The following is a 20,975-nucleotide window of genomic DNA, read 5'->3' as shown; positions in this document are numbered from 1 at the left end:
ATTCCAAAAAATTTTCCATCTTTTTGGAACCGGTTCCAAACAACAATTACATGAACAGGTATCTCCACATGACCAAAAACTTAGCCTTGATGAGCTTGATGACCATCGGTCTGACGGCTCACGCGATCGCAGATGATCCAACCACCAACACCGCCTCAGAGCCTCTCTATGGCGCAGAACTCTTCAGCTTTGAGACAGTGCAATACGGAAAGTTTGTTTTCCGCGCCCGACTGCTCTCCGCACCGGGGGTCGTGTCATCGTTCTTTACCTACGACAACCAATCCTGGGCGGGCAATGAGATCCCCTGGCGCGAAATTGATATTGAGGTCATCGGGTCCGAACCCGACCTGATGCAGACCAATATCATTACCGGTCATTCCGAAGACAAGGTGATGTCAGAGGATCACTCGACCATTGAACACATCAACTGGTTTCACACCTACACGTTGGAGTGGACACCGGATGTCGTGCGCTGGCAGGTTGATGGCGTGACGGTCCGGGAAGATTTTGCCACTGATTCTCAACAGATCGTCGACTTACGTGACACACCGCAAACCTATCGGGCGAATGTCTGGGTATCCGAAGTCGTCGATTGGGTCGGGGTGTTTGATGAGAGTACCCTGCCGTTGTATCAGGTGTTTGACTGGATTGAGTATCACGAATGGCAGGACGGTGAGTATGAGTTCAGCTGGCGCGACGATTTCAGCACCATGGACAACACCCGCTGGGGCAAAGGCGACTGGACGTTCGACACCAACCTGGTGACCTTTGCTCCGGAAAACATGGATGTCATTGATGATCATCTGGTGCTGGCCCTGACGGCCGGTGACAAAGGCATCGATCAAGACCATTACCGCGCGCAGGTCAACATCGCCCCGATCGCGAATCTCCAGTTTCTGCAGGACGGCGAGTTCATTACGGAATTTGACCCCGACGGAACGGCCATTACTATCTTGCCCGAGCTGTTAGACGGCAACGGGGACACTGTCATCATCGACAAACTTCTGGTCAATGATGAAGAGGTCGCGGCCGACGCCAACGATCAGTATCAGGTGCCAACCTCCGCACTGTCAGATACCAATGAAATCACCCTCTACTTTCACGATGATCGGGAACCAGACAACCAACAAACAACCGTCACCGAGCTCAAAAAGCGTACCGCACCGGCTGCTGGAGGCTGTACCTATGCCGGTCCGGGCGGCGGCGGTGATTTATCGTTGATCGTGCTGCTGGCGTTGAGCGGTTTGTATGGCTTGCGGAAACTGTTTCGTCACGGATGATGTTCAGTCGGCAGGTTGAACGGCTTCAGGTACGGCAAACCCTGCTGTATCTGTCGCCGCTGTCAGGTCTGTTCTTGCCGCTACAGTCACTCTACGGCACTTTACCCAAACCCAGCGGTGCCGACTGGGTCTGGTTTCTGATGCTGATCCCTCTGCTGGAAGAGACTGTGTTTCGGGGGCTCATCCAGCAGTCTTTGACCCGCAAACTGGCGATCAACCAGGGGGCTTTGGTGGCGAACCTGAGTGCTTCCCTGTTATTTGCGTGGCTGCACGGATTTCATCAGGGGCCAGTCGGATGGCTGGTCTTTTTCCCATCGTTGATTCTCGGCCAGGTTTGGCAGCACACGAGGTCGATACTGATCTGTACCGGATTGCATGCAACCATGAACCTTTGCTTCTGGCTCAATCTCGCCCTACTTGGCAACCAGATCCATTGACTCAATCGACACTTCGGTTGACGAACGCCCCAATGGCCAGCGATGGATGCCGATCAGCGTCAGTGCGAAGATCACGGCCGGCACCACGGAGACGCCTAACCGAAGGGCTAGCAAAGCGGATTCCGATTGCTCGGGAAAGGAGCCATCGGTCGACGACTGAAAGCCGGCCAATTGCAGCATCCAGCCAATGACAAAGGGTCCCAGCGCGATGCCGACTTTCTGCAGCGCCGTCCACCAACCATTAAAAACGCCTTCCAACGAGATGTCGGTATAGGTCCGAGCATGGGTGATGGCATCCGCCATCATCGCCCACGGGAAAATCATGTAAGCCCCATAACCGAGCCCGATGATGACCATCAAAGCAAAACCGGCGGGCACGGTATCCGGTCCCATCAGCACCATGAGAGAACTGCCGATGGTAAACACCAGACCACCCAGAACAAACGCCTGATGCTTGGATGTGCGAGCGGAAAGCTTCAGCCAGATCGGCAACGACACAATGGTGGTCAGCACAAACAAGGGGTACATCTGGGTCAGCAGCGCATTCGGGTCGGCCGAATCAAACAGATAAGCACAGGCCAAGAGCAGACCCGCCGTCACCTGCGCCATCATGCCTGCCTGCACCATGTAAAGCAGAGCAAGCCGGACGAACGGCCGATTCTGTTTCACCAGTTGCCACTGTTGGTTGAGATCAATGTCGACAACCTCGGTGGATTGCAACGGCTGTCGTCGCAGCGCCCAGACCGTCATCAGGGTGGGCAGTGCCACCAGCGGTATGAAAATCAATCCCATGATACGGTGCCCTTCAATGCCACCGCCAAACAGCGAAATCAGAGCCGGTGCCCCGGCACCTCCTAACAACAGACCAATCGAGCCAAACCCCATTCGCCAGGCCGTCAGGCTGGACCGCTCATCGTAATCCTCGGTCAGTTCCGGTGTCATGGCGCCATAAGGAACTCCGACCATGGTAAAGGCGGTGTAGGTGACCATTAAAGCCACGACAAAATACACACCTTGCAGTGTTGGCGATGCCGATGTCAGCGGCGCGGCAAACATCCCGGCAAAACCCAGCCCCATGATAACCGCACCGACGGCCATCCACGGGAGCCGACGCCCGAAACGACTGCGGGTACGATCACTGAAGCGGCCGATCAGCGGATCGGAAATGACGTCCCACACCTTTGCACCAAGCAACAGCGACCCGGCGATTCCCGGCGCGACGCCCAGAACCGTGGTCAGGTAGGTAAAGGTGATCAGGATAGAAGCAATAACAAGGATGTTGACCCCCAGATCGGATAGACCATAGGCGGCACGGGTAGAGGTTTTCAGCACGGGGGACGACATGATTCACTCGATTGTTGTTTTTAGAAAAACATAGAGCGAAACCCCCATTCCAGGCAATTGAAATCGTTTTCAAATGAACTGACGTCATCAATGGTCCGGTGATACCCATCCATTGTTTAGCCTAACGCCAGAATCCGACGAGCCGACCTGTTAACCCGACTGGGCTAATGGCGGTCGTCAGGAGGCGCTTTCTTGGGAGTGGCCTCTCGGTAACGCAACCGAAATCAGTGCCGTCAGGCCAATAAACGCGGCCGACACCCACAGACAGGCGGCCAGCCCCCAACGCTGAAAGATCCATCCCGAAAGAACCGTGCCGATCAGCCGGCCCATGGCATTGGCCATATAGTAAAAGCCGACATCCAGTGATACACCATCCTCGCCGGCATAACTGACAATAAGATAGCTGTGCAGTGATGAGTTGAGCGCAAACAAGGCGCCAAACACGAGCAAACCGCCTAGCAGTATTTCTGTCGGGTACCAATCCAAGGTGATGGCCAGTGCGATCAGCACGGGTAACAGGAACAACGCCAAAGCCCACACCAGAGCATGGCGGCCGTCCGGTGACTGCGCTCCGCGCTGTGTAAGTTTGGGCGCGTTGGCCTGTACGATGCCGTAGCCAATGACCCACAGCGCCATAAAACTGCCGATGGTCCAATGGTGCCAATCCAGCGCGACGGACAGGTAGACCGGCAAGGCAACTACAAACCAGACATCACGCGACCCGAACAGGAACATCCGGGCCGCCGAAAGAATGTTCACGGCACGGCTTTTAGAAAAAATGTCCTGAAACTTGGGCTTGTTCTTTGCGACGCCCAGATCTTTTTTAAGGAACCGGAGACTGAGCAACCAAACCCAAAACAGCGCCACCGCCATGATCAACATGGCCAACCGGAACCCGAACAGCGTTAACAACAGGCCACCCAGGAAAAAACCGGCGCCTTTCAATGCGTTTTTCGATCCGGTCAACAGCGCCACCCAGCGATACAGCTGCCCCTGTGCATCGGCTGGAATCAACGTTTTAATCGCACTTTTCGCACTCATTTTGTTGAGGTCTTTGGCGATGCCGGAGATGGCCTGTGCCGCCATGACCCAAACAACACTTAACGCCGACGGCGGCACCAACAGCATGGACAATGCGGCAATCTGCAGGAACAGACCGATGTTCATCGTCCGGTTCAGGCCAATACGCGCGCCCAACCAGCCGCCGACCAGATTGGTGATGACCCCGAAAATCTCATAAAAGAGGAATAACATCGCCACCTGCAACGGGCTATACCCCAGCTGATGGAAGTGCAGGACGACCAGCATCCGTAGCGCGCCATCGGTTAGGGTAAAAGCCCAGTAGTTCCCGGTGACGATCAGATACTGCCGGACAGGCGCCGGCAATCGCGACAACCGCTCGATCATCAGGCTTGATCCGCCAGACCGACTTTACGCATCAGTTCGGCGGTTCGGTTGGCGTAGCCCCATTCGTTGTCGTACCAGGCATAGAGCTTCAACTGGGTGCCATTGATAACCATCGTCGACAGCGCATCAATCACGCTGGAGCGTGGATCGGTGCGGTAATCAATCGACACCAGCGGTCGTTCTTCATACCCCAGAATCCCTTTCAGTGCGCCGTCGGCCGCGGCTTTTAAGGCCGTGTTGACTTCATCTTCTGTGACCGCCCGTTTCAGTTCAAAGACACAGTCCGTGAGCGAGGCGTTGGTTAACGGAACACGTACGGCGTGCCCGTTCAGACGCCCTTTCAGTTCCGGGAAAATATGAGTAATTGCGGTCGCCGAGCCGGTTGTCGTCGGGATCAGACTGCTGCCACAGGCCCGCGCGCGACGCAGGTCTGAATGGGGTGCGTCAATGATGGTTTGGGTGTTAGTAATGTCGTGGATCGTGGTCATCGAGCCGTGCTCAATGCCAAAGGTTTCGTGGATGACCTTCACCACCGGCGCCAGGCAGTTTGTGGTGCAGGACGCGGCCGTCACAATGGGATACTCGGCCGGATTGTACAGATGATCATTCACGCCCATTACGACGTTCAACACGCCCTCTTCTTTAACCGGCGCAGTGACCACAACGCGCTTAACACCCTGATCGAGGTACGCCTGCAGCACCGCCTTGCTCTTCATCTTGCCGCTGGCGTCTATGACGACATCGCAACCCGACCAGTCCGTTTCACCGATGGTTTTGTTTTGGGTGACGGCAATCTTGTGCTCGCCAATCACCATTTGATTCTCCACAGCGTTCGCCTCGTGGTGCCAACGACCATGAACGGAATCGAAGGTCACCAGATGCGCGAGCGTCGCCGCATCACCCGCCGGATCGTTAATCTGTACGAACTCAACCTCAGGCCAGTCGTAGGCGGCACGGAAAGACAGACGCCCCATTCGGCCAAAACCATTAATACCCACTCGAATTGTCATCGAAAGACCCCTCGTTAACGTCGTTTAAGTTTAAAAAGTTCCAATATTAAAGTTGGCTGCAAAGACTGGGTCAGAGAAGGTTCTGGAAACCGTCCAACAACAGGACGTTGTTGGCGAGCGCACAGGGATGTGTTTATCGCGGGTTTCCAGAACCTTCTCTGGCTCAGGCCTCATTGTCGAAGCCTTACTTAGTTTTTTATTACTTATGCACAGCAGGCATTCACCCGTTCCGGGCGATCGCCCATGGCCTGCAAACGCGTCAGATTTGTTTGCAGATAGTCGGCATTACTGGTCAGCGTTTGCTGCAGCACAGACACCATCCAGGCCGGCAACTCCGGCGACACACGGTAAAACACCCACTGCCCCTGCCGGCGATCTTCCAGCAACCCGCATTTGCGCAATTGCGCCAAATGGCGGGAGATTTTCGGCTGACTCTCGTCCAGCGCGGCCATCAACTCACACACACAGAGCTCGAGCTCCTGTTGAATCAGCAACAGGCACCGGCAGCGGGTTTCGTCTGCAAGGCATTTAAAAAACTGTTCTGGCGTCATCGTGCCGTTCCTCTTCATATACGCTGCGCAATATATATGAATATTCATATATATTAAAACGAATTTTTCATGACAACCCTTGGTATACTCCCGCCCGAATCCGACTGTCGAAGTGAACATCTTTATGAGCGTGACACATCCCTATGCCCGCCTGACTCAGGACACCCTGATTGACTGGCTGGAATCTCTGGGACTGGATACCGACTACCGGATCTACCCCCTGAACAGTTTTGAAAACCGGGTGTATCGGGTCGGCATTGAAGACGCCGCGCCCATGGTGTTTAAGGTGTATCGCCCCGGTCGCTGGAACCGTGCCCAGGTCGAAGAAGAACTGAACTTTATTGACGAACTGGCCGAAGCCGATCTCGACGTCATCCCGGCGGCTGACATTCATGGCGAGCGCCTGTTCGAACGCGACGGCTTCCTGCTCGCCGGGTTCCCGATGAAAGCCGGCCACGCATTCGAACTCGACAACCCCGATAAACTCTATCGCATTGGTCAGCAACTGGCCCGGCTGCACAATGTTGGCGAAGCCGGTACGTTCAAACACCGACAATCCTTGTCACTACTGCAACCGGTCAACGAGGCGCTGGCGTTTTTTGCTGACAGCGATCTGATCCCGGAGGACATCCGAGCCAACTATCTGGACACGCTGACCAACCTGCAAAGCCTGTTAACCCCATTTGAAAACACCTTGGCGGACTGCACCCGGTTCCGCATTCACGGCGATTTTCATCCCGGCAACATCCTGACCCGCGACGACCGGATGCTGATTGTGGATTTCGATGACACCGTCACCGGCCCGGCCATGCAGGACATCTGGAAGCTGCTGTCCGGATCGCCGGCGGATCAGCAGCTACAGTTAAACGAGCTGGAAGAAGGTTATGAACAGTTCCGGAGTTTTCCCCGACGGGAACTGAAACTGATTGAACCGCTGCGAACGGCTCACATGGTCCGTCACGCCTTGTGGATCGGACGGCGCTGGGAAGATCCTGCCTTTCCTCAGGCGTTTCCCTGGTATGGTTCCGCACGCTATTGGAGTGAGCACTTACTGGCGTTGCGCGAACAATGGGCAGCCCTGCAGGACGCCATCGCTCAGGCCGAGGCGCCGTACACCGGTTACTGACCTGCATCGCCGATTTCACTTGCGCCGGCTGTCCGGCAGGCGCAAGCTAAACCGACTGGTCACCTGCTCACCTCTCCGGGATACCGACCAGCCCCCGGGTGGAGTTCACTATGTCTGCCGATCGCCTGCCCCTGAAAGCCGTCAGCCGTTTAACCCGCGAGGCCGTCGTGGCCATGACGGATTTGGTGGAAAGTCTGCACGCCACGATTACCCAGCCGGTGTCGGGGTCTTCCTCCGCCCCCCACCGAACCCGGGGCATAACCGGGATGGTTTATCGCAATGTTCGGCGCGTGGCCACACTTAGCGGTCGTTCCGCGGAACAGGCACTGGGGCAGCTGGATAACCTGATTGACAGCAAGACCCCCAGCCCGGTTCAGCGACATCTGCGGGCGGCATTGAACGGTGTCATCGGGGATTACCTCGAACAGCAAGGCAGTCCACTGGCGATCCCGATGACCTTCCGTCAAAACGGACAGGTTGTGACCGACGAGGCTCTGGCACCCCTCGGTCAGCACTCGACGACACCGGTCGTTCTGTTTATCCACGGCCTGTGTATGCACGATGAACACTGGTCTACACGTGCCTGCAATTATCCAAAAGCACTGACTCAGACCCTGAATCTTCGGGTTCTGTACCTGCACTACAACTCCGGTCGATCCATTCTCGACAATGGCGATGAACTGAGTCAGCAGCTCAACAGACTGTTTGCATCACCCGACAAAACGCCACCGCTCATATTGATTGGCCATTCCATGGGCGGCTTAGTGGCCCGCCGGGCCTGTTATACCGCTCAGAAAGCACAGCACCCCTGGGTGCACCACCTCGACAGCGTCATCACGTTGGGCACCCCGCACTTTGGAGCACCTCTGGCGCAAGCCGGAGCCCTGCTGGAACGTCTGCTGGAAAAAACGCCTTACAGCGCCCCGTTTGCACGATTGGCGAAACTGCGCAGTCAGGGCATAAAAGATCTTCGCCATGGGCGTCTGGTCGGGCCCGAGCCGCGCCCTTACCACCCAGACCCGAGTCAGCTGCCAGAGGGTGTCCGAATGCTCGCGGTGGCCGCGTCCCTGACCGGCGACAACGGCGATGGGCTGGTACCGGTGCAAAGTGCGCTCGGTGAACATCGCGATCCGGACAGAAGCCTGCCGTTGGCCGACTCCGATAAGCTGAGGATTCCGGACTGCGGCCATCTGGACCTGCTGGGGCACCCACAGATCGAAAAGGCGTTGCTGGAATGGCTCTCGCCAAGATGACTCCCGAAAAAGCGCGCCCCGAGTGAAAATAAACGTTGACTCTGGGTGAGGCGCTCTATACTGTGCACGCAGCTAGAAAGTATAGCTCTCGTTTAAAGTCTTAGTCGTAGCACCCGTAGTACTTCGTTCTGTAGATTCTAAATACCAGTTTATTCTTCAATGCTAAATCCAGTTGTCCACCACGGTGAACAACACAAACTTATTTATCTCTACAGGATATAAAATTATGTCTACAGTTACCGGCACCGTTAAATGGTTTAACGAAGCGAAAGGTTTTGGTTTCATCGAACAGCAGAACGGCCCTGACGTTTTTGCTCACTTCAGCGCCATCACCGGCAGCGGCTTTAAAACTCTGGCTGAAGGCCAGAAAGTTGAGTTCACTGTAACTCAAGGCCAGAAAGGCCCACAAGCTGAGAACATCGTTGCTATCTAAGCACCGGCGTTTAATCGCTCAAACAGAAAGGCAAGCCAACGGCTTGCCTTTTTTGTGCCTGACGTTTTTATCCCACCACCGGTTCCGACTTACGACAACCGGGAATAAAGCTTCTCCGCCAGGAGTTTTAACTGTATGGCATCTTCGGCCGTCATATCGATCTGACAGGTCAACTCATCCGGCACCGCTTCAGCAATAACGGCCATGTCCCGCCCGGCCTCGGTGACCACCACCGATTTCTGACGCGAGTCCCCATCATCTTTAACCAACTGAATAATTCCCTTGGCTTCGAGGCGCTTCAGAATCGGCGTCAGCGTACCAGCATCGAATCGGGTGCGACGAACGAGATCCTTGATGGCCACATGATCGGTTTCCCACAGCGCCAACATCACCAGATATTGCGGGTAGGTCAGATCCAGTTTTTCCAACAACGGACGGTAAGCCCGAACCAGGGCGTTGGTCGCCGAATACAGTGAATGGCAGATCTGGTTTTCCAGTTTCAGTTTGGGGTTGGACATGGGCTCACACTCGGGTCTCGAAAAACTGCTATAGTTTGCGCACAAACCATTGACAGGTCAAATGCAATGCTGCATTATTTTGCGCACAAACTAAATACCAACCAGAACAGGAAATCTATTATGTCGACGCTACTGATCATTATTGCCGTCCTGATTGTCCTCGCCTTCGCGGCGATTTACTGGCAGAACGCTCAGGTCCCTAACCTGGGTGTCAGAGATGGCAAACTCGCCCCATTGAGCAGCAAACCCAATAACGTTTCAACGCAAACCGATGTGGCGGAGAAAAAAGTCGAACCACTGCCGTTCAAAGACACGACCGAAAATACGATGTTTGCCATCAAACGTGCGGTTGAAGCATACGGTGGCGGCGAGATTAAAGAAGAAACGGACACCTATTTGTATGTTGTGTTCACCACATCGTTGATGAAATACCACGATGACGCGGAATTCTGGCTCGACACAGACAATCAGGTCGTTCACTTCCGCTCGGCCAGCCGTGCCGGTCGCTCCGACCTCGGGCTGAACCGAACGCGATACGAAACCCTGACTGAACTTTATAAGCAGCAATAGGTCTGACTTCTCACTCACCTGAACAGCAGAGAATGGTATGAACCAATACGATTTGATCGTCATCGGCTCCGGCGCGGCCGGGCTCACAGCAGCCTTCACCGCACTCGGCTTTGGCAAAAAAGTCCTGATCATTGAAAAAGACCGTCCCGGCGGCGAATGCACCTGGTCGGGTTGTGTCCCCAGCAAGGGGCTGATCAATCGCGCCAAGGACGTTCACACCGCCCGTAAGTTTGCCGACTTTGACATCGACACGCGCACGTTGCTGCAAGAGGTTCGCGGTGTCAGTGAGGCCATTTACGAACACGAAACGCCGGAAGTGCTTGAAAAAGCCGGCGCAGTTTTTGTTCAGGGTGAGGCCGCGTTTGTCGATGCAAAAACTCTCAAAGTGGGCCAGGAAACCTATCGTGGCAAACGCATCATCATTGCCACCGGTTCAAGTCCGCTGGTGCCACCGATTCCCGGTTTGGATGAGGTGCCGTTCCTGACCAACGAAAGCTTTTTCGAGCAGGAAACCCTGCCGAAATCGATCATCGTGCTGGGGGCCGGTGCCATCGGCATGGAACTGTCACAAGCCATGAACCGACTTGGCGTCGAGGTGACGGTCGTGGAAATGATGCCCGAGATCATGTTCCGCGAGGAGCCCGCCTATGCAGCCATCCTGCGTGAGCGGTTAGTGAAAGAAGGCGTCAGATTTCAGCTCGGCACCAAGGCCGTTGGCGTTGAGAAAACTGAAACCGGGATACGCCTGAGCACTGAAAAAGACGGCGAATCCGGGCAGATCGAAGCGCAAACCCTGTTACTGGCACTCGGTCGTAAAGCCAACATCGGTTCACTGAACCTCGACGCGGCCGGCATTAAAGCCGATCGAGGCATTGTGGTCGACGCGCATTTACAGACGACAGCGAAGGGCGTCTATGCCTGCGGTGACGTCGCCGGACCTTATCAGCTCAGCCATATGGCCAACTTTCAGGCTAAAATTGCGGCAATGAACGCCATTCTGCCGATCAACCGCAAAGCCAATTACGAACATGTGGCCTGGACCACCTTTACCGATCCGGAGTTTGCTCGCGCCGGGATGACCGAAGCCGAAGCGCGCGAACAATATGGTGACCGTATCCGCGTTTTTGAATATGACATGGCGGACAAACTGGATCGGGCCAAGACCAAGGCCGGGGATATCGGGCACATTAAACTGATTACCCTCAAAGGTCGCGTGCTGGGTGCCCACATTCTGGCCGAACGGGCCGGCGAGCTGATCGCCGAAGTGCAGGTCATGAAATCTCTGGGCATGAAGTTCAGCAAACTGCAGGGCGTCATTCATCCCTACCCGACCTACGCCGATGCGTTGCGACAAATGGCGCAGCAGGTTTTCCTCGATGGGCTGATGAACCATCCTGTGGTCAAACTGTTCCGCCGATCCTCTACGGCTTCAGCCGAAACCAAAGACGCCTGATGTCCGGGGCCTGTGGGCCCCTTGTCCCTGCCTGCCCTCAAGCTTGCTGTACAATTGCCGATAGCCATCTATATTGACAGACTTGTCGCTCAAACATCCGATAACAAGATCAATACCACGGATTCATCCAGAGCCGACGATACCTCTGAAGTAAAGCAGTCGAGTAAGGGTTTCATATTATGCGGAAAACAGGACCGGTCACTCAGGTAGAAGTACCGTTGACCGATGATGATCAGCTTGTCAGTGCGACGACGCCAAAAGGTGTCATTACCGAAGCGAACGAGACGTTCTGCCGCATTGCCGGTTTCACCCGTGATGAGCTGATTGGTCAGGCTCACAACATCGTTCGTCATCAGGACATGCCGCAAGCCGCGTTTCAACTGCTGTGGGACAACATCGACGCCGGCCGCCCCTGGCGCGGCATCGTGAAGAACCGCTGCAAAAACGGCGATCACTACTGGGTGGACGCCTATGTCACCCCGTCTTACGAAAACAACACCATCGTCTCCCACGAGTCGGTCCGTCAAAAACCAGAAAGAGCCTGGGTCGAGCGAGCGGAACAGGTTTACGCCAACCTGAATGCCGGCAAACCACCCTTACCCTGGTATCCCCGACTGATTGAGAGCAATCTGCACTGGCTGCGTCCGGCCGTCGTTGCCGTCATCGGATTAGTCGCAGCCTCATGGGTCACGCCACAATGGGGCTGGCTGGTCGGTGTCTTGCTGTTTGTGCTGACCTGGCTGCTGCAACGGATGACCGATCTGCAACCGCAAATCAATCAATATCTGGGCAAGTTCAACGATGATGCCATCACCCAATACATTTTCACCGGCCATCTGACGCCGCGAAGCCGGCTGCAGATGCTGCAGTCTTTTCACGAACGGCATCTGCACACGGTGCTGGAACGAATGAATCAACAGGGCGACTTACTGACCTCTCTGTCCGCCGATAACCATGATCGTTCCCAGCAACAGTTTGGCGCCATTGCGCAGGCCAAAGATCAGCTGAATGGTGTCGCCTCGGCGGTTCAGGAAATGAGCCATTCCGTGCAGGAAATCGCCGGCAACTCCGCCGACTCCTCCAGCGCCGCACAACAGGCTAATGAGCAGGCGCAGCAGGGGCTCAGTGAGCTTAAGGCAGCCAGTGAACAGATTCAGCAGCTGGTGAACTCCATGAGCCAAACGGTTGATGTAGTCAATCAATTAGCGAAAGACAGCGAACAGATTCGTTCGGTGATTTCCGTCATCAGCGGGATTGCCGAACAAACCAATCTGCTGGCACTGAACGCCGCCATTGAAGCGGCCCGAGCCGGTGAACAGGGGCGGGGCTTTGCCGTGGTGGCGGATGAAGTCCGCTCTCTGGCCAGTAAAACGCAGGATTCCACCGAGACCATCTCCGATATCATCAACACCCTGGTGGCAGCGACTGAAAAAACGGTGGCGTCAATTGATGAAGGGCATCAGATGACAAGCCGGACACAGAAACGAATCGATACGGTCCAGCAGTACATCCATGATCTCGCGGACGCCATTGATCGTGTGACGCAGAACATTGAAACCATTGCCGATCTGTCCAATCAACAAGCGGTCGCCAGCGATGAAATCTCGAAAAACTCTGAAGCCGTACTGGGCCTCACCGAAGAGCTGTCGGACAGTGCAGAACACACTTTGCAGTTCAGTGATCGGTTAACCGACCAGGCTGAGAAACAATCCGTTTTGATCCAACGCTTCCGCTGACATCTGCACACAGGGTCACCGGTGATCAGTTTTTGGTCACCGCTGACCCTGCCTCACCCGCCCGAGCTCCTACGTTCAAGCACCTGTGTCAAGACTTCACGCCTGCTCAAATCTGCGCATCTCTTGCGCCAAATCAATAATGATTCTTAATTGTGTATTGACTTGCAAATAACAACGATTATCATTCAGGTTAAAATTCTCTGAAGAACTGTCTATGACCCACCTGCCTGAAACTCTGCTGCGGGTCGACCAACTGACCACCGGTTACCAGGATCCTGTCGTCTTCGACGCCAACTTTCATATCGGTTCCGGCAAACTGACGGCCCTGATCGGACCGAACGGTTGCGGCAAGTCGACGCTGTTGAAATGCATGGCCCGTATTCTCAAACCTCATCAGGGTCAGGTTATTCTGAACAACGCCAACCTGCACGACCAGCCAACCCGTCATGTTGCCCGACAACTGGCGCTGCTACCGCAGGGCCCGATTGCACCCGAAGGTCTGACGGTTCGTGAACTGGTCGCTCAGGGGCGCTACCCACACCAGTCTCTCTTCCAGCAGTGGAGCCGAGAAGACGAAGCTGCGGTTCAGGAAGCGTTGAGCATGACGGACACTGTTGAGCTGGCCGACCGGCCGGTATCGGCTCTGTCAGGCGGTCAACGTCAGCGTTGCTGGATCGCCATGGTTCTGGCGCAACAGACCCCGGTCATTCTGCTGGATGAGCCGACCACCTTTCTCGACATGCGGGTCCAGGTCGATCTGCTCAATCTGCTCACGTCTCTGGCGCACGATCACGGACGCACACTGGTCGTAGTGCTGCATGAGCTGAACATGGCCGCCGCCTTTGCCGATCATCTGATCATGATGAAAGACGGTCGTTTGCAGGCGCAGGGGCATCCGGATGAGATTTTCACCCGCGACAATCTGAAGTCGGTATTCAATCTGGATGCGCAGATTCTCCGCGACCCTTACAGCGGCCGCCTGATGTGCGTGCCCACTCAGGTGCCTCACCACACAACCCCAGCGGCCGATATTGCTCTGGCGGAGGTCGTGCAACCGTGAATCGCACTCAGGCGTATTCAGCCAGCGGACTGTTGATGGGGCTCGGCATTGTCCTCGTGGCAATGGTCTGGCACCTCAGCGTCGGCGCGAAAAGCCTGCCGTTCGGTACCGTACTTGAGGCCTTCCTGCACTTCGATGAAGGGCAGTTTAATCACATCATTGTGCGTGACCTGCGTCTGCCCCGGGCCCTCATTGCGGCTCTGGTTGGCGCCTCGCTGGCCGTGGCCGGGGCGCTGATGCAGGGTGTCACCCGGAACCCGCTGGCCGATCCAGCCCTGTTGGGCTTAATGGCCGGTGCTTCACTGGCCGCCGTACTGGCACTTTCGGTTTTCGATCTGCAATCTCAGACGTTACTGCCGGTTATTGCGGCTGTCGGTGCTTTACTTGCGGCCATTCTGGTCTGGACCGTTGCCAGCCGGGCACCCGGCGGTGCCACGCCCTTGTCGTTAACCTTGTCCGGTGCGGCCCTGTCGGCCTTTTTTGCCGCCATCATTTCCGTACTGCATTTACTCGATCAACAAACCTTCGATGCGCTGCGCGGATGGCTGGTCGGCTCAGTTGCCGGTCGCGATCTCTCTGAGCTGATCTGGTCCCTGCCCTGGATGCTCATCGGTTTGGCTGCGGCCATCGTTCTGGCGCCCTCAGTTACGGCCTTGTCGATGGGCGATGAACAGGCGGCCGGCCTGGGCATCCCAATAACCCGGCGCAAGGCTCAGTTGCTGCTGTGTGTGGTGGTATTGACCGCATCATCGGTCGCCATGGCCGGCCCGTTGGGCTTTATCGGTTTGGTGATTCCCCACCTGGTTCGCCTGTTCATCGGGTCAGACTATCGCTGGATTATTCCATATTCGGCGCTGTTCGGGGCGGCCTATCTGCTGGGTGTCGATGTCATCGCCCGCCTGGTGGTTCGTCCGCAGGAAATCGCAACCGGGCTGATCACGGCCATGCTCGGCGCACCGCTGCTGATTTATCTCGTCCGCTCGCGGCTGAACTGAGGCTCATCATGACTGTCGTCCGTTTGTTTCAGGATCAGATTTCGTTCCGGCTGCAACCCTCCGGCCTGCTGGCGCTGGGCATGGCCGTCGCTCTGGTCCTGCTGACGCTGGTCATCAGTCTGCTCAGCGGCAGTTTTGAGCTCTCGCCACAGGATGTCTGGCAGGCGCTGCAAAACCCGCTGGCCGATGCGCAACATCGACTGGTGGTCTGGGAGTTCCGCTTACCCCGCACGCTGGTCGCCGTGTTCAGCGGGGCGCTGTTTGCCTTGTCCGGAGCCATGCTGCAGAACCTGACGCGCAATGCGCTGGCCGACCCGAGTCTGATTGGTATTTCACAGGGCGCGGCCCTGGCGGTGGTGGCGTTGATTGTGGTCTTTCCTGAGTTTGGTAACGAATGGCGCGAAGTCGCGGCATTTTCCGGCTCGCTCGGCGTGGCCGCTCTGATTCGCCTGGTCTCGGGTGAAGGCCATTCGTTGAAGTTCATACTGATGGGGATCGGCGTCGCCGCCTTCATCACGGCGTTAACGTCGGCCATGTTGACCTATGGCGACATCGAAGAAGCCATGTCGGCACTGGCCTGGCTGGCCGGTAGTGTTAACAGCGCCAACTGGTCAGACGTACGCATACTTGCGATAGCCTGCAGCGTACTGATCGTCCTGTATCTGCTGCAATCACGGGCCCTGTCACCGATGGCGCTGGGCCATGAAACGGCCACCGGGCTCGGCGTTCCGCTGCGACGCGTCGGTCGGGTTCAGTTACTCAGTGCGGTCATGGCCGCGGCCTTGGCCACGGCGGTCGTCGGACCGCTGGGCTTTGTCGGGCTGCTGGCACCGCATCTGACCCGCCAGATTCTGCGCACCGGCCCGGCCACTTTCTTACTGTTGACGGCTCTGGTCGGCGGCCTGCTGGTCATGATCGCCGATCTGGCCGGGCGCGTGCTGTTCGACCCGATACAACTACCGGCCGGACTGGTCACCTCATTAATCGGCGCGCCGGTCTTTATCTGGTTGATGCTCAGACCGAGGCCGTCACTGTGATTGGATTTCTTAACCTCATGTCCACAACAGCCGTTGCGGACACCGCTTTACTGACCTTCAGGAGATAACATGCGAAAACTGCTAGCTCTGGCGACTCTGTTCGTCGCGGGCCTGACTCAGGCCTTCCCGCTGACCATTGATCACAAGTTCGGCACCACCGTCATCGAAAGCGCCCCGGAACGGGTGGCGACGGTTGACTTTAATGGCGCAGACAACCTGCTTGCACTGGGTGTGCAACCGGTGGTCATCCGCTATTGGTATGGCGACTACCCGGAAGTGGTCTGGCCATGGGCGCAAGAGGCCCTGACGACCGAGCCGGAAGTACTTAAGGGCGACCTGAACTTCGAGCAGATTGCGTCCGCGAACCCCGATGTGATTATTGCCATCTGGTCCGGCATCACGCAGGAAGATTATGACAAACTCAGCAAAATCGCCCCGGTCGTCGCGGTCCCCGAAGGCACAGGCGACTATGCCATGAGCTGGGACGAACAGGCTCTGACCGCCGGACGTGTACTGGGCAAAGAAGCCGAAGCACAGGCTCGTGTCGACGCCATCCGAAAGCAACTGGCCGGAATTGCTGACGCGCACCCGTCCTGGGACGGTAAAACCATTGCCATTGCCAATCGCTGGCAGGATGCGGTGGGCGCTTACACCTCAAATGATATCCGGCCGCTGCTGATGTCCGAGCTGGGCTTCGTGACGCCACAGGTGATTGACGACGCCATTGACACCAACGAGTTCTGGGTCACCTTCTCGATGGAAGACCTCTCCGCCATCGATACCGATCTGCTGATGTGGGTGACCTCGACCGATGACTTCAGCAACATCATGGATGTGCCAGCGCGGCCTTATCTTGATGTGGTGAAAGAAAACCGCGAAGTGTTCCTCGGCACCGAAGTGACCGGCGCGTTTTCGTTTGCCTCACTGCTGAGCCTGTCTTACGCCTTTGACAAAATGGTGCCGATGATTGAAGCCGCACTCGACGGCGACCCGGACACCATCGCAGACGCGCGTCGCTGAAGCCAACCCACGGAGTTGCCCGATGAGTCATGCCCTGGATGCCATCTTTGCTGAACTGAATGCCAACCGGCTGTTTCATATCGATATCGGACCGGTTGATCCTTCCTGGCATCGCCTGGATGAAGCCCTGCAAAGTGATTGGTTAGCGCAGAAATATCAGCGCTTCGCAACTGACTATCCGGGATTGGACCAACGCGGCCAGGGCGCCTTTGCCGTTGGCCGTGTCTCTTACATCTTCGCCACCATTCTGGCGGCGTGTGATCTGAGCCTGGGTCAGGTACCGCCGTTAACCTCAACCAACCTATGGCTCAGGGAAGAAGACGAGCAACTAAGGCTCCGGCTGACGTCGGTCGATCTGGCAGCCGTCTCGAGCGCGACACTTCGGGAAATGCTGATCAACCTGATGTCGGCGTTTATCGGCCCGGTAAAGACCACCAGCCGGCTGAATGCCGCGGCGCAATGGCGGCTGATCTCTGACTCAGTCGCCGTCGCCTGGCAGATGGTCGGTCGCACCCTCAACAACGAAGCCGAGGCGGAAGCTCGCGCGATGGACATCCTCGCGGCAGAACCCTCGCCGTTGCGTAACAAACAAACCGGGTTCACCCGGGTCTCGGTCTGGGTGCCGGGAAAAGATCAGGCTCCAGTGCAGGTCGAACAAAGCTACCGGATTCGCGGTGGGTGTTGTCGACTTTACACCGCCGACGATCGCGATTACTGCGCCACCTGTGTGCTGCTGAAGCCCGAAGAACAACAGCAACGATTACAACAGTCTCTGCGACAGTCGCTCTCTGCCTGAGCCCTGTCCCTCAACGATCATCCACACAAAACGAAGTACAAGGACACCTTTATGCTGCCTAAGTTTTCCCGCTTACTCGCCGTCACGGCGATGTCCCTGATGTTGCCCTCGGCGTATGCCGAACTGACCATCAACCACGCCCTCGGCACCACCACGCTGCCAGAGCCGGCCGTTCGGATTGTGACCCTTTATCAAGGTGCCACCGACGCCGCCATTGCGCTGGGCATTGAACCGGTTGGCGCGGTTGAGTCGTGGGTCGAAAAACCGATTTACCAATACCTGCGCGGTGAGCTGGATTACACCACCCTGGTCGGTCTGGAAACCCAACCCAATCTGGAAGCCATCGCGGCACTGCAGCCGGACGTGATCATCGCATCCGAAGTTCGTCATGCAAAAGTCTACGACCAGCTCAGTCAAATTGCCCCGACCGTGGCCCACGAAACCGTCTTTATGTTCGATGAAACGCTCGAACTCGTGGCTGAAGTCACCGGCAAAGCCGATGCTGCTGACGCCTGGCTGGCACAATGGCAGGCGGACGCCGACGCATTCCAGGCCGACATTGCTGAACAACTGCAGGACGACTGGCCACAACAGGTGACCATGCTGAACTTCCGCGCTGACCATGCCCGTATTTACTTTCAGGGTTTCTCCGGTCAGGTGCTGGCGGATCTTGGCTTTGAACGCCCGGCTGACCATCTGAAAGACACCTGGGGCATGAAACTGACGAGCAAAGAATCGATTCCGTCGATGAATGCCGACGTTGCCTTTGTCTTCATGGAAGACGACGACGCGGTACAACAGACTTATCAGCAATGGACCGCACACCCGCTGTGGCAAACCCTTGATGCCGTGCAGAACGATGCGGTTTACCGGGTCGATCAGGTCGCCTGGAACATGGCCGGCGGCCCGCTGGCGGCCCGCCAGATGCTGCAGGACATCCGAAGCCACTATGGTCTCGACTAAACCGCTGTTGCTGGGGCTCATTCTGCTGGTGTTTTCAGCCTTTTGGATGAGCCTCAGCTTCGGCCAGACACGCATTTCGCAACAGGACCTGTGGCAGGCGTTCACGGCTTTTGATGCCACCTCGGTCGAACACACCGTGGTGCGCATCAACCGATTGAGCCGTGCGGCCACAGCGCTGGTCATTGGGGCGGCACTGGCCGTCGCCGGAGTATTAAGCCAGACCCTGACCCGCAATGCCCTGGCCTCACCCGGTCTATTGGGGATTAATGCTGGCGCCCTGATGTTCATTGCCATTGGCTTCACCTGGCTGAACTTGTCCAGCCTGCTTGGTTACATGCTGCTCGGCTTTCTCGGTGCGACCGTGGCAACAGCGCTGGTGTACCTGCTGGCCTGGCAACGCGGGCTGCTGTCACCACTGCGCATCATTCTGGCCGGTGCCGCCTGCGGGGCGATGTTTACGGCGCTTACCCAGGGCATTCTGATCGCCGATCAGGCCACCCTGTCCGGGCTGGTCTACTGGCTCGGTGGGTCGGTGGCCGGACGATCGCTGGAAGCAGTGGGTGCCTTTGCGCCCTGGGTTCTGGTGGTCACCATACTGGTCTGGCTCAGCAGTCGGTTATTGAACCTGCTGTTGCTGGATGACGAAACGGCCGCTGGCCTGGGTCAGTCCGTCAATCGCGTGCGCCCGATGGCTGGCTTGGCGGTCATTGTGCTCGCCGGCGGCTCGGTCGCCGTTGCCGGACTGATCGGCTTTATCGGCTTGATTGTGCCCCATGCCGCCCGACGCCTGGTTGGCACCGACCATCGCCGGCTCGTTCCGGTTTCCGCGCTGATCGGCGGGCTCTTGTTGTTACTGGCCGATACCTTGTCGCGCTTTATCATCCCACCTCAGGAAATGCCGATCGGCGTGATGACAGCCGCCATTGGCATTCCGGTGTTCCTTGTTCTGGTTACCCGACGACAGGTGGCGCTATGACACAAGCCTCCACCAATGCTCCCATGCCATCAACTAAATGGCCCTCTCATCTGCGCTTAGCCCTGCTGATGATCATCAGCCTGGCGATTCTGGTCATGTCCGTCGCCATCGGCCACTCCCGGCTGCCGCTGGACAGAGTCATACCGGCAATGCTGGGCCTCAACGAGGACTTTATTGTCCAAACTCTGCGCCTGCCCAGAAGCCTGCTTGCCTGTTCTGTGGGCGCATTGTTGGGACTGTCCGGATTCCTGCTGCAGCGATTGCTGCGTAACCCGCTGGCGTCGCCGGACATTGTCGGCATTACCTCCGGTGCCTCGGTCGGTGCCGTCCTGTTTATTGTCGTGGCCGCAGGCGCAGCACCCTTTTGGCAGCCGATCTGGGCATTTATTGGCGCCCTGACGGCAGCCGCTGCATTGTTGGGTCTGACCTGGAAACAACGGTTGTCCGTCACGCGAGTGGTCCTCGTCGGCATCTGCCTGAACAGCGGTTTTGCCGCCATCACGACCTTACTGCTGGTCATGTCCGAGTCCACAACCTCGGCGATGGCTTACACCTGGCTGACCGGAACGCTTTATGGCGCCAACAGCGCCGTCAATCACTGGCTGATACCGGCCACGGTGGTGGCACTACTGGGGTGTCTGTTGCTGAAACGCGAGTTGGCGGTGCTGGCACTGTCCGATGAACAACAGGTCGGCCTGGGCCTGTCCACACTGCCCATCCGGTTGCTGATTCTATGCCTGAGTGCCGCGATGGCGGCGCTGGCGGTCTCTTTTGCCGGCGCCATCGGGTTTGTCGGCTTACTGGCCCCGCATCTGACCCGTCAACTGCTGCCGAAGCACTTACCCGGTCAACTGATCGGTTGTGCTCTGATCGGCGCCAATCTGTTGCTATTGGCTGACCTTGCCGGACGAACCCTGTTTTTGCCCCGAGATCTGCCGGCCGGTATCTTCGTGTCGGCCATCGGTGGACCGTTCTTTATTTTTCTGCTGGCCAGACAGCGTCGCTGATGG

At 56.9% G+C, this 20,975-nt stretch carries 21 protein-coding genes; 16 read left to right on the top strand and 5 right to left on the bottom strand.

The genetic code is table 11. The features are described from left to right. Window positions 1-68: 68 nt before the first annotated feature. A complete protein-coding gene (locus MED297_RS21915) occupies window positions 69-1,280 on the top strand; it encodes a family 16 glycosylhydrolase (RefSeq protein WP_086004887.1) in 1,212 nt (403 codons plus the stop codon). Further along, a complete protein-coding gene (locus tag MED297_RS21420; protein ID WP_008045914.1) occupies window positions 1,277-1,717 on the top strand; it encodes a JDVT-CTERM system glutamic-type intramembrane protease in 441 nt (146 codons plus the stop codon). Before MED297_RS21915 ends, MED297_RS21420 begins: the two co-directional genes overlap by 4 nt. Here MED297_RS21420 and MED297_RS13785 read toward each other — a convergent pair. From MED297_RS13785 to MED297_RS13770, 4 genes are all read right to left on the bottom strand, one after another. Beyond that, entirely contained in the window at window positions 1,694-3,061 is a 1,368-nt protein-coding gene (locus tag MED297_RS13785) for an MFS transporter (protein WP_008045912.1), read from the bottom strand. The genes MED297_RS21420 and MED297_RS13785 overlap by 24 nt on opposite strands. 177 nt (window positions 3,062-3,238) lie before the next feature. Further along, a complete protein-coding gene (arsJ, locus tag MED297_RS13780; protein WP_008045910.1) occupies window positions 3,239-4,468 on the bottom strand; it encodes an organoarsenical effux MFS transporter ArsJ in 1,230 nt (409 codons plus the stop codon). Then, window positions 4,468-5,478, bottom strand: coding sequence for an ArsJ-associated glyceraldehyde-3-phosphate dehydrogenase (locus MED297_RS13775; RefSeq protein ID WP_008045908.1), 1,011 nt, complete (start codon window positions 5,476-5,478; stop codon window positions 4,468-4,470). The genes arsJ and MED297_RS13775 overlap by 1 nt, the downstream gene beginning before the upstream one ends. Window positions 5,479-5,681: 203 nt before the next feature. After that, window positions 5,682-6,029, bottom strand: coding sequence for a metalloregulator ArsR/SmtB family transcription factor (locus MED297_RS13770; protein ID WP_008045907.1), 348 nt, complete (start codon window positions 6,027-6,029; stop codon window positions 5,682-5,684). 124 nt (window positions 6,030-6,153) lie between these two features. Between MED297_RS13770 and MED297_RS13765 the strand changes: the two genes are divergently transcribed. From MED297_RS13765 to cspE, 3 genes are all read left to right on the top strand, one after another. Further along, window positions 6,154-7,155 carry a serine/threonine protein kinase gene (locus tag MED297_RS13765; RefSeq protein WP_008045905.1) on the top strand — a complete coding sequence of 334 codons (1,002 nt, stop codon included), beginning with the start codon at window positions 6,154-6,156 and terminating at the stop codon, window positions 7,153-7,155. A 110-nt stretch (window positions 7,156-7,265) separates the two neighbouring features. Next, window positions 7,266-8,408: an alpha/beta fold hydrolase gene (locus MED297_RS13760; RefSeq protein ID WP_008045904.1), complete on the top strand. Its 1,143-nt coding sequence runs from the start codon at window positions 7,266-7,268 to the stop codon at window positions 8,406-8,408. Between the two features lie 226 nt (window positions 8,409-8,634). Beyond that, window positions 8,635-8,841, top strand: a complete 207-nt coding sequence (gene cspE, locus MED297_RS13755; protein WP_008045903.1) for a transcription antiterminator/RNA stability regulator CspE — start codon at window positions 8,635-8,637, stop codon at window positions 8,839-8,841. A gap of 89 nt (window positions 8,842-8,930) precedes the next feature. Here the strand turns inward: cspE and MED297_RS13750 are convergent, their stop codons facing one another. Further along, on the bottom strand, window positions 8,931-9,359 hold the full coding sequence (locus tag MED297_RS13750; protein ID WP_008045902.1) for a MarR family winged helix-turn-helix transcriptional regulator: 429 nt from the start codon (window positions 9,357-9,359) through the stop codon (window positions 8,931-8,933). Between the two features lie 120 nt (window positions 9,360-9,479). On the opposite strand from MED297_RS13750, the gene MED297_RS13745 reads away from it, so the two are divergent. The 11 genes from MED297_RS13745 to MED297_RS13695 all read left to right on the top strand — a co-directional run bounded on the left by MED297_RS13745 (window position 9,480) and on the right by MED297_RS13695 (window position 20,972). Beyond that, window positions 9,480-9,929, top strand: coding sequence for a DUF1499 domain-containing protein (locus MED297_RS13745; protein ID WP_008045901.1), 450 nt, complete (start codon window positions 9,480-9,482; stop codon window positions 9,927-9,929). 37 nt (window positions 9,930-9,966) lie between these two features. Further along, window positions 9,967-11,382 carry a dihydrolipoyl dehydrogenase family protein gene (locus MED297_RS13740; RefSeq protein WP_008045900.1) on the top strand — a complete coding sequence of 472 codons (1,416 nt, stop codon included), beginning with the start codon at window positions 9,967-9,969 and terminating at the stop codon, window positions 11,380-11,382. A gap of 179 nt (window positions 11,383-11,561) precedes the next feature. After that, window positions 11,562-13,118 carry a methyl-accepting chemotaxis protein gene (locus tag MED297_RS13735; protein ID WP_008045899.1) on the top strand — a complete coding sequence of 519 codons (1,557 nt, stop codon included), beginning with the start codon at window positions 11,562-11,564 and terminating at the stop codon, window positions 13,116-13,118. A 214-nt stretch (window positions 13,119-13,332) separates the two neighbouring features. After that, entirely contained in the window at window positions 13,333-14,178 is an 846-nt protein-coding gene (locus tag MED297_RS13730; protein ID WP_008045898.1) for an ABC transporter ATP-binding protein, read from the top strand. After that, window positions 14,175-15,173 (top strand): FecCD family ABC transporter permease, encoded by a 999-nt coding sequence (locus tag MED297_RS13725; protein WP_008045897.1) that lies wholly within the window; start codon window positions 14,175-14,177, stop codon window positions 15,171-15,173. Before MED297_RS13730 ends, MED297_RS13725 begins: the two co-directional genes overlap by 4 nt. An 8-nt stretch (window positions 15,174-15,181) precedes the next feature. Next, a complete protein-coding gene (locus tag MED297_RS13720) occupies window positions 15,182-16,210 on the top strand; it encodes a FecCD family ABC transporter permease (protein ID WP_008045896.1) in 1,029 nt (342 codons plus the stop codon). Window positions 16,211-16,279: 69 nt separating this feature from the next. Beyond that, window positions 16,280-17,230 (top strand): ABC transporter substrate-binding protein, encoded by a 951-nt coding sequence (locus MED297_RS13715; RefSeq protein WP_008045895.1) that lies wholly within the window; start codon window positions 16,280-16,282, stop codon window positions 17,228-17,230. Between the two features lie 22 nt (window positions 17,231-17,252). Beyond that, window positions 17,253-18,026, top strand: coding sequence for a (2Fe-2S)-binding protein (locus MED297_RS21415; protein ID WP_008045894.1), 774 nt, complete (start codon window positions 17,253-17,255; stop codon window positions 18,024-18,026). A 51-nt stretch (window positions 18,027-18,077) separates the two neighbouring features. Continuing rightward, complete coding sequence (locus MED297_RS13705; protein WP_008045893.1) at window positions 18,078-18,989, top strand: ABC transporter substrate-binding protein; 912 nt, start codon at window positions 18,078-18,080, stop codon at window positions 18,987-18,989. Then, window positions 18,976-19,965, top strand: coding sequence for a FecCD family ABC transporter permease (locus tag MED297_RS13700; protein ID WP_008045892.1), 990 nt, complete (start codon window positions 18,976-18,978; stop codon window positions 19,963-19,965). Before MED297_RS13705 ends, MED297_RS13700 begins: the two co-directional genes overlap by 14 nt. Next, complete coding sequence (locus tag MED297_RS13695; protein WP_008045891.1) at window positions 19,962-20,972, top strand: FecCD family ABC transporter permease; 1,011 nt, start codon at window positions 19,962-19,964, stop codon at window positions 20,970-20,972. The genes MED297_RS13700 and MED297_RS13695 overlap by 4 nt, the downstream gene beginning before the upstream one ends. Window positions 20,973-20,975: the final 3 nt, after the last annotated feature.

It is taken from the genome of Reinekea blandensis MED297, from assembly GCF_000153185.1.
GTDB lineage: Bacteria > Pseudomonadota > Gammaproteobacteria > Pseudomonadales > Natronospirillaceae > Reinekea > Reinekea blandensis.
This window is presented reverse-complemented; position numbering and strand designations above follow the sequence as displayed.

Coding starts and splice junctions, on each gene's coding strand:
- MED297_RS13730 (WP_008045898.1), top strand. CDS start 13,333: ATGACCCACCTGCCTGAAACTCTGCTGCGGGTCGACCAACTGACCACC.
- MED297_RS13720 (WP_008045896.1), top strand. CDS start 15,182: ATGACTGTCGTCCGTTTGTTTCAGGATCAGATTTCGTTCCGGCTGCAA.
- MED297_RS13770 (WP_008045907.1), bottom strand. CDS start 6,029: ATGACGCCAGAACAGTTTTTTAAATGCCTTGCAGACGAAACCCGCTGC.
- MED297_RS13760 (WP_008045904.1), top strand. CDS start 7,266: ATGTCTGCCGATCGCCTGCCCCTGAAAGCCGTCAGCCGTTTAACCCGC.
- MED297_RS13745 (WP_008045901.1), top strand. CDS start 9,480: ATGTCGACGCTACTGATCATTATTGCCGTCCTGATTGTCCTCGCCTTC.
- MED297_RS13700 (WP_008045892.1), top strand. CDS start 18,976: ATGGTCTCGACTAAACCGCTGTTGCTGGGGCTCATTCTGCTGGTGTTT.
- MED297_RS21915 (WP_086004887.1), top strand. CDS start 69: ATGACCAAAAACTTAGCCTTGATGAGCTTGATGACCATCGGTCTGACG.
- MED297_RS13765 (WP_008045905.1), top strand. CDS start 6,154: ATGAGCGTGACACATCCCTATGCCCGCCTGACTCAGGACACCCTGATT.
- MED297_RS13705 (WP_008045893.1), top strand. CDS start 18,078: ATGCTGCCTAAGTTTTCCCGCTTACTCGCCGTCACGGCGATGTCCCTG.
- MED297_RS21420 (WP_008045914.1), top strand. CDS start 1,277: ATGATGTTCAGTCGGCAGGTTGAACGGCTTCAGGTACGGCAAACCCTG.
- MED297_RS13740 (WP_008045900.1), top strand. CDS start 9,967: ATGAACCAATACGATTTGATCGTCATCGGCTCCGGCGCGGCCGGGCTC.
- MED297_RS21415 (WP_008045894.1), top strand. CDS start 17,253: ATGAGTCATGCCCTGGATGCCATCTTTGCTGAACTGAATGCCAACCGG.
- MED297_RS13750 (WP_008045902.1), bottom strand. CDS start 9,359: ATGTCCAACCCCAAACTGAAACTGGAAAACCAGATCTGCCATTCACTG.
- MED297_RS13785 (WP_008045912.1), bottom strand. CDS start 3,061: ATGTCGTCCCCCGTGCTGAAAACCTCTACCCGTGCCGCCTATGGTCTA.
- MED297_RS13695 (WP_008045891.1), top strand. CDS start 19,962: ATGACACAAGCCTCCACCAATGCTCCCATGCCATCAACTAAATGGCCC.
- MED297_RS13735 (WP_008045899.1), top strand. CDS start 11,562: ATGCGGAAAACAGGACCGGTCACTCAGGTAGAAGTACCGTTGACCGAT.
- cspE (WP_008045903.1), top strand. CDS start 8,635: ATGTCTACAGTTACCGGCACCGTTAAATGGTTTAACGAAGCGAAAGGT.
- arsJ (WP_008045910.1), bottom strand. CDS start 4,468: ATGATCGAGCGGTTGTCGCGATTGCCGGCGCCTGTCCGGCAGTATCTG.
- MED297_RS13775 (WP_008045908.1), bottom strand. CDS start 5,478: ATGACAATTCGAGTGGGTATTAATGGTTTTGGCCGAATGGGGCGTCTG.
- MED297_RS13715 (WP_008045895.1), top strand. CDS start 16,280: ATGCGAAAACTGCTAGCTCTGGCGACTCTGTTCGTCGCGGGCCTGACT.